Genomic DNA, 13,604 nt, shown 5'->3' on the forward strand with positions numbered 1-13,604 from the left:
ACGGGATCAGTTTGAGAAGATCATGAGCTACCTGGATATCGGCAAACAGGAAGGGGCCAAGGTGCTGACTGGTGGTCAGGCTTTTAAAAACGAACAATATCCGGATGGGTTTTATGTGCAGCCCACCGTTTTCGAAGGAAACAATAAAATGCGGATCTTCCAGGAAGAAATCTTCGGACCGGTGGTTTCGGTCACCACCTTTAAAGATGAGAAGGAGCTTTTGGAGATCGCCAACGACACCCTGTACGGGCTGGGTGCTGGGCTCTGGTCTCGGGATACGCACCAAGCCTACCAGATCGCTCGTCAAATCGAGGCCGGCCGGGTCTGGGTCAACTGCTACCACCAGTACCCCGCCCACGCCGCTTTCGGCGGATACAAGCAATCGGGTATCGGCCGGGAGACCCACAAGATGATGCTGGAACACTATCAGCAGACGAAAAACCTCCTCATCTCCTACGATCAAAACCCCACCGGGTTGTTCTGATCCGAAAAAGGAGGGGATGTTATGGCGCGGGTGCCCCGCGTGCTTGTCACCGAAGAGGCGAAACAGGTGATCGATCGACTCCGGGAGGAGCATGGGGAGTTGATGTTTCACCAGAGCGGCGGTTGCTGTGATGGCTCTTCCCCCATGTGTTACCGAAAGGGGCAGTTCCGTACCGGCACGAGTGACTTGTTGCTGGGTGAGATCCACGGGTGTGAGTTTTATATGTCCCGTTCCCAGTTTGAATATTGGCAGCACACCCAGTTGACAGTGGACATCACCGAGGGGAGAGGCGCCTCCTTTTCTTTGGAGATTCCCCTGGGCCTCCGGTTTCTGATCCGCTCCCGTCCCTTTACGAAGGAAGAAGCGGAAAATTTGGAGCCGGTGGAAGCGTAGATCCAGTCCTGGATTATCACCGATCCATGAAGCAGGCCGGCTGTCCGGCCTGCTTTTGTTATGCCTGCAAGGTTTTATGATGGAGTGGGAGCTGGGTGGCGCGTCTCCTCGAACCCGAGGATCCGTTTCAAATATGGGTTAAGAAAGCGTCCCTCGGGATCGAGCTGTTGACGGACCCGAAGGAAATCGTCCCAGCGGGGATACCGACGAGCTAGATCCTTACCTTCCAGACTGTGCATTTTTCCCCAGTGGGGGCGCCCTCCGTAGCGCAAAAAAATTTGTTCCATGGCAGAAAAATACGCCTGATACGGCATCCCTTTATACATGTGAACAGCGACAAAGGCGGAATCTTGCTGATAGGCGGGGCTGAGCCAGATGTCATCTCCTTTGACAAAACGGATCTCCACTGGAAAATGAACGGGAAACCGATGAGACTCAATGGTTGCTTTCATCTCCTCCAACACCGGAGGGAGGGCGTTGGCAGGGATCGCATACTCCATCTCCTGAAAGCGGACGAGACGGGGAGTGACGAAGAGGGATTGTGCGGCTCCTTTTTCCTCAAACCGGGGGATCCCCCGGGCCGACATTCGGCTCACTCGCGGTGAGAGGGAGGGAAAGAGTCGGGCCGCCTCCGACAACAGCCAAAAGACTCCGTTTTCCAGAACCAGCTTGTTGAAAATGGACTTCCATCTCTGTTTCGACGGGAGCAAATCAGTCGGATTGAGAAATTTGGCCTGTACCGTGTCCGTATAGGGGAACCAGTAACATTCGAAATGGCGGTGGTTTTCCTTATATGCATCCAGGTTGTTCAATACCTCCTTTAGCGGCAGCGGTTGGCTCACATAATGCAGCTGGTACAACGGTTTGACTCGAAGTTGTACCCGAGTCAAGATGCCCAGGCTGCCCAGTGAGAGACGTGCGGCTTGAAAAAGGTCCCCGTTTTGTTTTGCTGAACAATGGAGAGTCTCTCCATCCGCCGTGACCAAGGTCAGGGAAACCACCTGCTCCGACAGACTGCCCAGATGAATACCGGTTCCATGGGTACCGGTGCTGATGGCTCCAGCGATGGATTGGGCGTTGATATCCCCTAGATTTTCAAAGGACCACCCTTTTTCAAGAAAGGACTGGCTCAAGCTTTTGAGCGTCGAGCCGGCCCGAACCGTAGCCAGCTGTTTGGTGGCATCGACTGCTTCCACCCCTTGGAGCCGTTCCAAGGAAATCAAGGTGGCATCGGTTTCCACCAAGGGGGTGAAGGAATGGCCGGAGCCGATCAATCGAATCTTTCGCCTATGGGTCCGGGTACGGCGGAGGAGCTCGACGATTTCCGCTTCGGTTTCGGGTTGGGCGATATCTCCAGGGGTAAAGCGGACCGAACCGGACCAATTGCTCAGCGGTCGCTTCATAAAAAGCACCTTCCCTCTCCGCGATAGGTGGGGTAACGATCCACCATCTTTCCGTCTGCGATGACAATCAGCTCCGGGAAATGTTCGCATAGCTCCCCCGCTTTGGCGTGGCGAAAAAAGATAGGGTCACCCAACTCCAATTCCGGGGATCCATCCCACCGGATGGGTGTTTGCACCTCACCGGCCCCTTCCAGGGATGTGAGACGGGCCCCTTTGGGCAGGGTGGGTTGAGGCAGCCGCTCGGGTCCCGGTGTACCCGAGGCGATGTAGCCCCCGCCGGCGCAGGTGTAGAGACCGGGTTTTGGTTTGCGGGTCACCTCCAGGACGAAGCCAGCAGCGGGTCGATAGCGGAAGGAACGGTAATGATCAAACAGTGCTGGCGAGTAGAAGCCGGACCCTACCGTCACCTCGGTCACCGTTTCCTCTCGCGCCGTTTCGCGAAGGCTTCCGGTGCCTCCGCCGTTGACGAAGCGAAGGGAATGTCCCTGGCTGCGGAGAGCGGCGATCCATTCTTGGCGTCGTCGGGCTGCCCGTTGGATGGAGCGGCCTTTTAACAGGCGAATGAGTCCGTTTCTCATGGGTTGTCCCGGTGTTCGATCTCCTACACCAGCCACCTGTGCCTCATAACCCATCACCCCGTCCAGCTGAACGGAATGGGATTGCCGGATGTGCTCTGCCAGTGCCAAAAAAGCATCCAGGCTTGAGAGGGGAGAGCGGTAGACGCCAAAATGGAGTCCGGGCAAAGAGAGGGCGAGGTCGATGTCGAGACAGAGGGGAAGCACGGTCTGTTCCTCCCGGGCGATGGCGTCGATGCGATCCACATGCTCCTTGCAATCCACCATCAGCGTAAGAGAGACGCCCTTTTTTACCGCGACGGCGATGGCTCGGATCGTATCCGCATTCCAGACGGGGTAAGCGACCAACAGATCATCCAGCCCCTTCTCGGCCAAAAAGAGAGCTTCCTCTCCTGTGTAGCACATCACGCCATGAAAGGGATCGCCTGAATTCAGGATATGTCGGAGCACAGGAACACTGCGCAAGGATTTGCTGGCGAGACGGATTCGTTTACCGCCGGCTGCCTCGCGGATGCTTTGAATGTTTTCATGGAAGAGATTCAGATCGAGGAAGGCAAAGGGCTTGGACAGTGATGCCGCCCAACGTTTGTAAGCTGCATAATGGGGTAGGGACACGTTCACACCTCCATAAATACAGGGGATGGAAAATTAGGTACTTTCAAATAGTTATTAATAAACTTAGAATAATAGATGCAGGGCGAAACAATCAATAGCGAAGGGAGAGGGAAAGGTTGAGGGTTGGAAAGATGGTGGTGTGGGTGATGGTTCTGGTGTTGATCGTGATCGGGTTTACCACCCCGGCGGGAGCGGTCAACGAGGGGAAAGGGCCAAAAGTCAACGTGAACAAAATCTTAAAGGGAATGACCCTGGAGGAAAAAGTGGGTCAGATGATGATGGTAGGTTTTGAGGGATCAGAGCCGACGGAAGATATTCGGCGGTTGTTGACGGAAGCCCAGGCAGGCAACGTCATCCTTTTTTCCTACTCGGATAATGTGGTGACACCGGAGCAGACGGCCCGGCTGACCAACGGTCTGCAAAAAATCGCTTCCACCACCCGACTCGGACTGCCCTTGATCATCTCCACCGATCAGGAGGGGGGCGTGGTCGCCCGGATGACAACGGGAGCTACGGAATTGCCGGGGAATATGGCCCTCGGGGCGGGCCGAAAATCAGCCGATGCCCAAAGGGCGGCGCAGCTGACAGCGAAAGAATTGAAGGCTGTGGGGATCAATATGAACCTGGCTCCGGTACTCGATGTCAACGTCAATCCGGACAATCCAGTGATCGGCGTCCGGTCCTATGGGGAGAATCCCAAATTGGTGGCGGATCTAGGTGCCAAAGCGGTGAAAGGGTATCAGAAAAGCAGAGTGATCGCCACTGCCAAACACTTTCCAGGTCACGGTGACACGGATGTGGACTCCCATCTGGGACTGCCGGTTATCGACAAAAGCAAGGAAGAGATGCAAGAAGTGGAACTGCTTCCTTTCCAACGGGTGATTGATGAGGGGATCGATGCCATCATGACCGCTCATATTCACGTGCCCGCCCTGGATGACACGCCCGAATTGCCGGCGACGTTGTCCAAGCCGATCCTGACTGGGCTGTTGCGGGAAGAGATGGGTTACGAAGGCTTGATCATCACCGATTCCATGACCATGGCCGGTGTGGCTGACTATTTCGGCGGCGTTCCCCAGGCGGCAGTGAAAGCAGTGGATGCAGGTACGGATATCATCCTTTTGACCCCGTCTTTAACTGCGGACGAGCAGATCGAAGTGGCAGATACAGTCGTGGAAGCGGTTCGTTCCGGGGAATTGTCTGAAAAACGGATCGATCGTTCGGTACGACGCATTTTGAAGCTGAAGAAAAAATACGGTTTGTTTACCGACAGACAGGTGGATGTCGATCAGGTGAAAGAACGGGTGGGGACGCCGGAACACCAACAGATCGCCCAGAAATTAGCAGATTGCTCCATCACCCTGGTAAAAAATAAAAATAATCTGTTGCCCCTACAGCTGGAGAAAGAACAGAAGCTGGGGATCATCAGTCCATATTCCATCCAGGACCACGTCCAAAAATATCATGCCAACACATCGGAGATGCACATCCAACCGGCCAACCCTTCAGATGAACAAATTCAGGAAGCGGTGGAGATGGCCAAGCAACAGGATGTCCTATTGGTGGGCACCCAATCTGCCAGCCAGTATTCCGGACAGGTAAAACTGGTCCGAGCCTTGGAGAAACTGGGTAAACCCATAGTGGTGGTCGCCTTCCGCAACCCCTATGATATCCAGGACTTTCCCCAGGTGGACGCCTACCTCAACGCCTACGGATTCCGCTCCGTCTCCCTCAAGTCGGCGGTGGATACCCTGTTCGGCGGCAATCCTCCCCAGGGAAAGCTTCCGGTGACGATCCCTGGTCAGTACGAATACGGTCATGGACTCACCTATTAAAAGTGATGCTTTGACTGGCCCCCTTAAACGGGGTCTTTTTTTTTTCGTCTGTTTCCAAATGAGGATCGACAGGGAGGAATTCCTTCGATACGCTGAAATGAAGGGATGATCCATACAGGGAAGGTGGAAGCAGGATGCGTGTGTTGGTTACTGGAGGAACCGGCTTTGTGGGACGCCATCTGGTTTGTCAGCTGCTGGATCAGGGACATGAAGTGACGGTTTTGTATCGACGGGAAAGCAGACGGGAGCGTCTGTCCGAACAGATAAGAAAAGAGGTCCGTTTTGTCAAAGGGGATATCATGGAACCGGAAAGCTTGCAGGGCTGTACCCGGGGCATGGACTGGGTGTTTCACACCGCGGGGGAAGTGGCCTGGGCCCGCTCCCTTCGCCAGCGAATGACCCGGGGTCATGTGAAGGGGACGGAGCATATGGTGGCGGAGGCGAGCCGCTCCGACGTTTCTCGGTTTGTGTTGACAAGTTCCGCCGCCGCCATCGGTTTCTCCATGAGCACCCAACCAGCGATCGAAAGTTTTCCCTTTAACGGTTATCATCTCAACATCGGTTATGCGATCGCCAAATGGGAAGCGGAACAGCGGGTGCTTCAAGCCACCGATGACGGCCGGTTGCCGGGGATCGTGGTCAATCCCACCGTTATCGTGGGGGAATCCCACCCCGGCTTTGTCCGGCAAGTGGCCAAAGGTCAATTAAATATCGCCCCGGATGGCGGAGTCAACTTTGTAGATGTGATCGATGCGGCGGAAGGTCATCTGTTGGCTGCGGCCAAGGGGCGGATCAGAGAGCGATATATTCTCGGCGGAGCCAACCTCCCTCTGCGGGAGTTTTTCCAGATGGTGGCGGATCAGGCTGGAACCGGGCAACGGATCCGTTCGATTCCCCGTTGGGCCGCCTTAGGTGCAGCGGCAGTAGGCGAGGTCACGGCCCGATGGAAAGGGAAGGAAGCCCCCTTGGCCTGGGATCTCGCTCGGTTGTCAGGACGAGATATCTACTATGATTCAGGCAAGGCCGAACGGGAGTTGGGATACCGTTGGAGGCCGCTGAAAGAAACCATCCGTGACAGCATTCGCTGGATGCGGGAACGGGGCCGCCTCTAAACAATGGTTTGTCTAGTTGATTCCAACGGGGTAAAATGATTCTGTATTTGATTGAAGAGGGGCTGTTGAAGATGAAAGAAACCTGGCGGCTGCTACATACCGGTTGGCGAAGCAGCGCTGAAAATATGGCGATCGATGAAGCGATTCTGATCGCCCACAGTGAAGGAAAAACACCGCCTACGATCCGGTTTTACGGATGGGACCCGGCTACGTTATCCATCGGATACTTTCAAAAGGTGGATAAAGAATTGGACATGGATCGATTGCGAAAGCGGAAACTGGGATTTGTGCGACGCCCCACCGGCGGTCGGGCCGTTCTCCACGATCAGGAGGTGACTTACAGCGTGATCGTCGGGGAAGATTATCCCGGCATGCCTACCTCTGTCACCGATTCCTACCGGGTGATCAGTCAAGGATTGTTGGAAGGGTTTCGGAAGCTGGATCTTTCGGCAGAGATGGTTCCGCTGGAAACGGAAGAAGAGAAAGAGAAATACGCTTCCATGGGGTCTGCGGCCTGTTTTGATTCCCCGTCCAATTATGAATTGGTGGTAGAGGGACGAAAAGTGGCAGGCAGTGCCCAAACCCGTCAACGGGGCGTCATCCTGCAACACGGTTCCATTCTCTTGGATATGGATGTCGATCTCCTGTTCGATGTTCTCCGTTTTCCATCGGAGAGGGTGAAACAACGGTTGAAAGAGGGATTTTTTCAGAAAGCAGTGGCGATTAACGAAGTGAGCACTACTCCGATCAGTGTGGAGCAAGCGGTGCAGGCCTTTACCGAGGGATTTGCCATCGGTATGGATATCCACCTGGAACCCGGAGAGCTGACCCCCTATGAGGAAACCTTGGCCCAAGACCTGGTGCGTACCCGTTATGGGACGGAGGCCTGGAATCTGAAAAGGTAGTCTGAGAAAAAGATACCAGCGTGATTCGATGCGCTCCTATCACACCGCGGCAGCCGCCCACATAGAGTGAATGACGACATTCCATTGTCATTCCTCGGGAAAGGCGGTGCCCGTTATGGAGTTGTCAGCGGCTCATGGGTGGTATGCAGCAGGGACCTTGATCATTATCCTGACCATGTTGTTGCGGCGGGTGGTGGTGCTGCCCGCTCTAGCGGGTACATTTTTGGTCACCTCGATCTATAGTGGAAGTTTAGTGACCGGCTTCCAAGCGATATTTAATGCCAATTTGGTGGCGGCCGGGGAACTGTTCAACATCTTCCTGATCATCGCTTTTATGGTGGCCCTGCTCCGTTCCTTACGGGATCTGGGGGCGGACCGGAGCATGATGAGGCCTATGGGCCGAATGATGGTGAACGGCCATCTCTCTTTTTTCCTCTTGGCGGGGATGACCTATGTACTCTCTTTGTTTTTCTGGCCGACTCCGGCTGTCCCTCTGATTGGAGCATTGCTGCTGCCATCGGCGGTACGAGCTGGACTGCCTCCGATCGGTGGAGCGGTTGCGATCGCTATCGCCGGTCAGGGAATGGCCCTCTCCTCAGATTATGTGATGCGGGTGGCGCCCACACTGAGTGCTAAATCCGGCGGGCTGGATCCTGCTCAGGTGGCGGATCAAGCGCTGATTCTCTCCTTGGTGACCGGAGCGGTGGCCCTTCTCATCGCTTACGGGATGTTGCATAAACGGATCGGAAAGCGTGAAGGTTTGCCTGAATCGGTTTTTTCATGGGAGGAGCCCGACCGTAACCGGAAAGCGGATGGAAGTCCTTGGAGAAAACCCTTTGCTGTTTTGGTTCCATCGTCACTGTTGGCGGTGATGGCGTATATGGTTTACTCCAAAGTTTCCGGAACGGGAACCCTGGAAGGAGAGGGGGGTGCCGCCCTCATCGGTGGGGTGGCCGCCATGTTGCTTATGGCAGCTACCCTCGCCCACAATCGAAGGCAGGCAGTGAATCGAATCGCTGAACACCTGGTGGAAGGATTTTTGTTTGCCTTTCGGACGATGGGTCCCGTCATCCCTATCGCTGGTTACTTCTTTCTGGGGAGCGGCGATTTCTCCGGGGCGATTCTGAATATCGATCAAGGGCCACCCTTCCTATTTGATCTGGTTCGGGCGGGACAGACGCTGATTCCGGAAAGCGGGGTTTTAACCGTCTTCGGTGTGTTGGTGATCGGAATGATCACTGGCTTGGATGGCTCTGGCTTTTCCGGCCTTCCCCTCACTGGCGGACTGGCCGGTTCCTTGGTTGGTCCGGGGATCGATCCGACGACCCTGGCCGCGATCGGACAGATGGGCAGCATCTGGACCGGCGGCGGTACGATTGTCGCCTGGTCCTCCCTAGTGGCTGTCGCCGGCTTTGCAGGGGTATCGGTGACGGAGCTGGTCCGCAGAAACTTTTTTCCGGTAGTGGTCGGATTGCTCGTCTCTACCCTGGTTGCGCTGTTGATTTGGTGAATGGCTGATGCGTTACCCACCCTTACAGGGTGGTTTTTTTGCTTTGGACGGGAAGGTTGTCTTGATTCGCGAACGTCCTTTCGATATTCTTCGAATAGGGGAGGAGAAATGATGAACGTCCAACAATTGATTGATCATATGAAAAGTCGGGTCGATATCTGGAAACAGGTAACCCATTGGGAGACGATTCCGGCTAAACCGGCACGCTATGCCGATTTTCCCCGCCGGCTTCATCCCGATTTGAAGGGGTCGCTTCGCTCCCGGGGTATTGAAGCGCTTTATACTCATCAGGCAACGGCGGTAGAGAAGGTGTTGGCTGGCGAAAACGTCGTCACGGTTACTCCCACTGCTTCCGGGAAGACCCTTTGCTATAACCTACCGGTGGTGCAGCGGATATTGGAGGACTCGGCGGCACGCGCCCTTTACATATTTCCTACCAAAGCCCTAGCCCAAGATCAAATGACGGAGTTAAATGAACTGATGCGTGGATTGGGAAAGGATATCAAAGGGTATACATATGACGGAGACACGCCACCCGCTGCCCGACAAGCGACTCGACGGGCTGGACATATTGTGGTGACCAACCCCGACATGCTTCACCAAGCGATCCTTCCCCATCACACCAAGTGGGTGAAATTGTTTGAAAACCTGCGGTATATCGTGATCGATGAGCTTCATGCCTACCGCGGGGTGTTCGGCAGTCACTTCGCCAACGTGTTGCGTCGATTGCGGCGGATTTGCCGACACTACGGATCCGACCCGCAATTTATACTGTCCTCGGCGACGATTGCCAACCCGGGACCATTTGCGGAGAAATTGACGGGCGTCCCGGTCTCCGTCGTCGACAACAATGGAGCCCCCGCAGACGGCAAACACTTTGTCTTTTTCAATCCCCCGGTGGTCAACGAGTCTCTAGGAATCCGTCGGAGCAGTCTTTTGGAAGCGAGACGGCTGGCGGAAGAGCTGTTGCAAAACGATATACAGACGATCGTGTTTGCCCGCTCCCGGGTGCGGGTCGAGGTGTTGCTCACATACCTGCAACAGGCGTTGCCGGGGAAGGTGCGTGGGTATCGGGGTGGTTATTTACCCACCCAGCGACGAAAAATTGAAAAAGGGTTGCGCAGCGGAGAGATACGGGGGGTCGTCAGCACCAACGCGCTGGAACTGGGGATCGACATCGGGGAGCTGGAAGCCTGTGTGATCTGCGGATACCCCGGCAGCATCGCCAGTACGTGGCAACAGGCAGGCCGAGCTGGACGGAGACAGGGGGCTTCGGTCACCTTCCTGGTCGCTTCCAGCAACCCTTTGGATCAGTATGTGATTGAGCATCCGGAATATTTTCTGCAGCGGACCCCGGAGCACGCCCTGATCCAACCGGACAATCTGGTGATCTTGGTTAATCACATCAAATGTGCTGCCTATGAACTCCCCTTTGAACAAGGGGAGAAGTTTGGAGTGGCAACGACAGAGGAAGTGCTGGACTTTTTGGCCGAGGAGCGGATTTTGCATCGGGCCGGTGATCGCTGGTATTGGATGGATCAATCCTTTCCGGCGAAGGAGGTGAGTCTCCGCTCCGCCGCCGCGGAAAACTTTATCGTTATCGATATCTCCGAAACGGGAAACCATCGAGTGTTGGGGGAGGTCGATCGGTTTAGCGCGCCCACTTTGATTCACGAGGAGGCGATCTACCTTCACGAAGGGGTCCAATACCAGGTGGAGAAGCTGGACTACGAAGAAAAAAAGGCTTATGTTCGTCAGGTAAATGTCGATTATTACACGGACGCCAACCTTGCTGTCCAGTTGAAGGTGTTGGAAGTGGAACGGGAGGAGCTTGATACGGCCCATTGCAGCAAAAGCATGGGCGAGGTCACCGTCAATGCACTGGCTACCCTTTTTAAAAAAATCAAGTTCGGGACCCATGAGAATATTGGATCAGGTCCGATTCACCTGCCAGAAGAGGAGATGCATACCACCGCTTACTGGCTGACTTTGGAGGAGGCGATCGCCGACCGGTTGAGCCGCGATGAGCTCCAAGCGGGTTTGGTGGGACTGGCCAATGTCCTGGGTCATCTGGCTCCCCTTTACTTGATGTGTGATCCTCGGGATCTGGGGGTGGCGGCCCAAGTGAAAGCGGTCCATTCCGGAAAGCCGACGTTGTTTCTCTATGACAAATATCCGGGGGGAGTCGGTTTGAGTGAAAAGCTTTTTGAACTCTCCCGGGAGTTGCTCCAGACCGCTCGCGGCCACATTGAGAAATGTCCCTGTGAGGAGGGGTGTCCCTCTTGTGTTGGACCGGCGGTGGAAACCGGTAGTCGAGGAAAAGCATTAACCCTTGATCTGCTCCGACGAATACTGGACGAAGAGACCGTATTAAAATGAGGAGGGTGTTCATATGCAGTTAAAGGGAAAAACGGCATTGATTACAGGAGCCAGCAGTGGGATCGGGGAAGCGACCGCCCGGCATCTGGCTAAAGCGGGAGCTCATGTGGTGTTGGCCGCGCGGCGAAAAGAGCGGTTGGCTAGATTGGCGAAACGGATTCAGGATGAAACGGATGTGCAGGTGTTGACGGTCGCCACTGACGTGACCAAACGAGAACAGATGGAAGCTTTGGTCCGACAGGCAGAAGAAGAGCTGGGCTCCGTCGATATCCTGGTCAACAACGCAGGTGTGATGCTGCTTTCATTCTTGGAAAAAGACAAGGTGGATGAATGGGAGCAGATGGTGGACGTCAACATCAAAGGGGTCCTGTTTGGTCTTCATGCGGTGTTACCTGGGATGCTTAAGCGGCGTGACGGCCATATCATCAACATTTCTTCCGTCGCCGGACATGAGGTATTCCCGTCATCGTCGGTATATAGCGCCACCAAGTACGCGGTTCGAGCGTTGTCGATGGGGATGGAGAAGGAACTCGCCCGTTCTGGCGTCCGGGTGACCAACATTTCCCCTGGGGCGGTGGCCACCGAATTGACGCATCACATCACAGACACCGACGTGACGGATCGCTTTGCAAAACAGTCGCTGACACCGCTGGAGTCGGAAGATATCGCCCGTTCCATCGTTTATGCCGTAACCCAGCCGGAAAACGTCAATGTAAATGAAGTGATTGTACGCCCGACTAACCGGAGATCCTAACGGGAATATCCCTATTTCCTAAAAATCCGTCCGGCCGTCAGGTGGACGGATTCTTCTCCACTGGGAACAGAGGATCAGGAAAAATTTTTCTACAGGAGGCTTATCAGTTGGGAAGTATATCCGTAGAAACTTTCATCTTACTGCTGGCTCTCTTTCTTGTAGGAGGTGTAATGGCTACTAAGCTGACGGGGCGGTTAGGGGTGCCGGCATTGGTTCTGTTTCTTGTGTTCGGCATGTTGGCTGGGAGTGAAGGGTTGGATCTCATCTATTTCGACAATGCCATTGTTGCTCAATTGTTCGGGGTTCTCGCCTTGATCATCATCCTCTTTGAAGGGGGCTTACAGACGGAAGCTCCTCAGGTTTGGAAGGTGAAATGGGAAGCCATCACCCTGGCTACTCTCGGAGTTTTGTTAACCGCCGCGATCGTGGGGGCGTTCGCTTCCTACATCCTGGATGTTCCGCTTTTGGACGGGTTTCTTCTCGGTTCGATCGTCGGCTCCACCGATGCCGCTGCCGTGTTTATGGTGTTGGGAGCCAAAAATATCAAGAAAAAATTGTCCTCGATTTTGGAGGCAGAATCAGCTTCCAATGATCCGATGGCGATTTTCCTAACCCTATCTCTGCTCCAGATCCTCGTCAATGATGAGGCAAATATCTGGGTTTTCATCGGAAACTTCTTTTGGCAGATGGGGGCCGGGGTGTTCCTGGGTTATTTGATCGGAAAGATTTCCGTGAAGATGATCAATAAGATCGAATTTGATGCAGCGGCGCTCTATCCTGTTTTCTCGCTGGGCTTGGGGATTCTTACCTATAGTCTCGTCGATTGGGTGAACGGGAGCGGATTTCTCGCCGTCTATGTGGCTGCACTGGTGATCGGAAGCTCCGAGCTGGCGAACCGTTACTCGATCCTTCGCTTTAATGAAGGTGTCGCCTGGATGATGCAGATTCTGATGTTTGTCATGTTGGGACTCTTGGTCTTTCCCAGTCAAGTGATTCAAGTGGTGGTTCCCGGTACGATTTTATCTTTGCTATTGATGTTTGTGGCTCGTCCCATCGGGGTTTTACTCTGTATGCTCCCGTTCAAGATGAGCTGGCGGGGACGGCTCTTTCTCTCCTGGGCCGGACTTCGCGGGGCGGTGCCCATTGTGTTGGCGACGTTCCCTCTGATCGCCGAATATGAGTACAGTCAGCTGTTTTTCAATGCGGTGTTCTTTGTGGTGGTTACCTCTGCGCTGGTGCAAGGGTTAACCATCTCTCCTCTGGCGCGATGGCTCGGATTGGAGGAAGAAGAGAAGGAAAGCAGCTCTTACTCCTTGGAACTCGTCTCCCTCAAACGGACCCGTTCGGACATTATCGAATTATCCATCGCCGAAGATGCCCCGGTGGTGGGACATCAGCTGCAGGAGCTTGACCTCCCGACGGATACTTTGATCAATGCCATCGTACGGGATGACCGGATTATTATCCCCCACGGGGAAACCCGCATCGAAGCAGGGGATGTCTTGTTTGTCCTCGTCACCAAAAAGAACAGCCGGGCCGTGAAAAAATATCTCTTAGGCAGTTCCTGATCTAATTAAATGTTTCCTTACGTTTGAGGGTTCCTGTCGGCACAGGGTTGCCCATCTGGTACAATATTTAA

General features: G+C 54.5%; 11 protein-coding genes. 9 read left to right on the forward strand and 2 right to left on the reverse strand.

The window, feature by feature from the left end:
• Both BLP91_RS13580 and BLP91_RS13585 read left to right on the forward strand, forming a co-directional pair.
• A partial coding sequence (locus tag BLP91_RS13580) for an aldehyde dehydrogenase family protein (RefSeq protein ID WP_143003558.1) occupies positions 1 to 484 on the forward strand: 484 nt, incomplete at its 5' end.
• Positions 485 to 505: 21 nt separating this feature from the next.
• Positions 506 to 877 (forward strand): DUF779 domain-containing protein, encoded by a 372-nt coding sequence (locus BLP91_RS13585; protein ID WP_091572187.1) that lies wholly within the window; start codon positions 506 to 508, stop codon positions 875 to 877.
• Between the two features lie 74 nt (positions 878 to 951).
• Here the strand turns inward: BLP91_RS13585 and BLP91_RS13590 are convergent, their stop codons facing one another.
• Together BLP91_RS13590 and BLP91_RS13595 are read right to left on the reverse strand one after the other, a co-directional pair.
• Positions 952 to 2,280, reverse strand: coding sequence for a D-arabinono-1,4-lactone oxidase (locus tag BLP91_RS13590; RefSeq protein ID WP_091572189.1), 1,329 nt, complete (start codon positions 2,278 to 2,280; stop codon positions 952 to 954).
• The gene (locus tag BLP91_RS13595; RefSeq protein ID WP_091572191.1) at positions 2,277 to 3,470 is read right to left on the reverse strand and encodes an amino acid deaminase/aldolase; all 1,194 of its coding nucleotides are present in this window, start codon (positions 3,468 to 3,470) and stop codon (positions 2,277 to 2,279) included. The genes BLP91_RS13590 and BLP91_RS13595 overlap by 4 nt, the downstream gene beginning before the upstream one ends.
• Before the next feature lie 116 nt (positions 3,471 to 3,586).
• Between BLP91_RS13595 and nagZ the strand changes: the two genes are divergently transcribed.
• The 7 genes from nagZ to BLP91_RS13630 all read left to right on the forward strand — a co-directional run bounded on the left by nagZ (position 3,587) and on the right by BLP91_RS13630 (position 13,533).
• Positions 3,587 to 5,305: a beta-N-acetylhexosaminidase gene (nagZ, locus tag BLP91_RS13600; protein WP_245662275.1), complete on the forward strand. Its 1,719-nt coding sequence runs from the start codon at positions 3,587 to 3,589 to the stop codon at positions 5,303 to 5,305.
• A gap of 134 nt (positions 5,306 to 5,439) precedes the next feature.
• Positions 5,440 to 6,417, forward strand: coding sequence for an NAD-dependent epimerase/dehydratase family protein (locus BLP91_RS13605; RefSeq protein WP_091572193.1), 978 nt, complete (start codon positions 5,440 to 5,442; stop codon positions 6,415 to 6,417).
• 71 nt (positions 6,418 to 6,488) lie between these two features.
• A complete protein-coding gene (locus tag BLP91_RS13610) occupies positions 6,489 to 7,322 on the forward strand; it encodes a lipoate--protein ligase family protein (protein WP_091572342.1) in 834 nt (277 codons plus the stop codon).
• Positions 7,323 to 7,437: 115 nt separating this feature from the next.
• Complete coding sequence (locus tag BLP91_RS13615) at positions 7,438 to 8,832, forward strand: hypothetical protein (protein ID WP_091572195.1); 1,395 nt, start codon at positions 7,438 to 7,440, stop codon at positions 8,830 to 8,832.
• A 111-nt stretch (positions 8,833 to 8,943) separates the two neighbouring features.
• A complete protein-coding gene (locus tag BLP91_RS13620; protein ID WP_245662276.1) occupies positions 8,944 to 11,211 on the forward strand; it encodes a DEAD/DEAH box helicase in 2,268 nt (755 codons plus the stop codon).
• Between the two features lie 13 nt (positions 11,212 to 11,224).
• Positions 11,225 to 11,965, forward strand: a complete 741-nt coding sequence (locus BLP91_RS13625; protein ID WP_091572200.1) for an SDR family oxidoreductase — start codon at positions 11,225 to 11,227, stop codon at positions 11,963 to 11,965.
• Positions 11,966 to 12,072: 107 nt separating this feature from the next.
• Positions 12,073 to 13,533: a potassium/proton antiporter gene (locus BLP91_RS13630; RefSeq protein WP_091572202.1), complete on the forward strand. Its 1,461-nt coding sequence runs from the start codon at positions 12,073 to 12,075 to the stop codon at positions 13,531 to 13,533.
• Positions 13,534 to 13,604: the final 71 nt, after the last annotated feature.

Source organism: Melghirimyces thermohalophilus, from assembly GCF_900102685.1.
In the GTDB taxonomy this organism is placed as follows: Bacteria; Bacillota; Bacilli; order Thermoactinomycetales; family DSM-45169; genus Melghirimyces; species Melghirimyces thermohalophilus.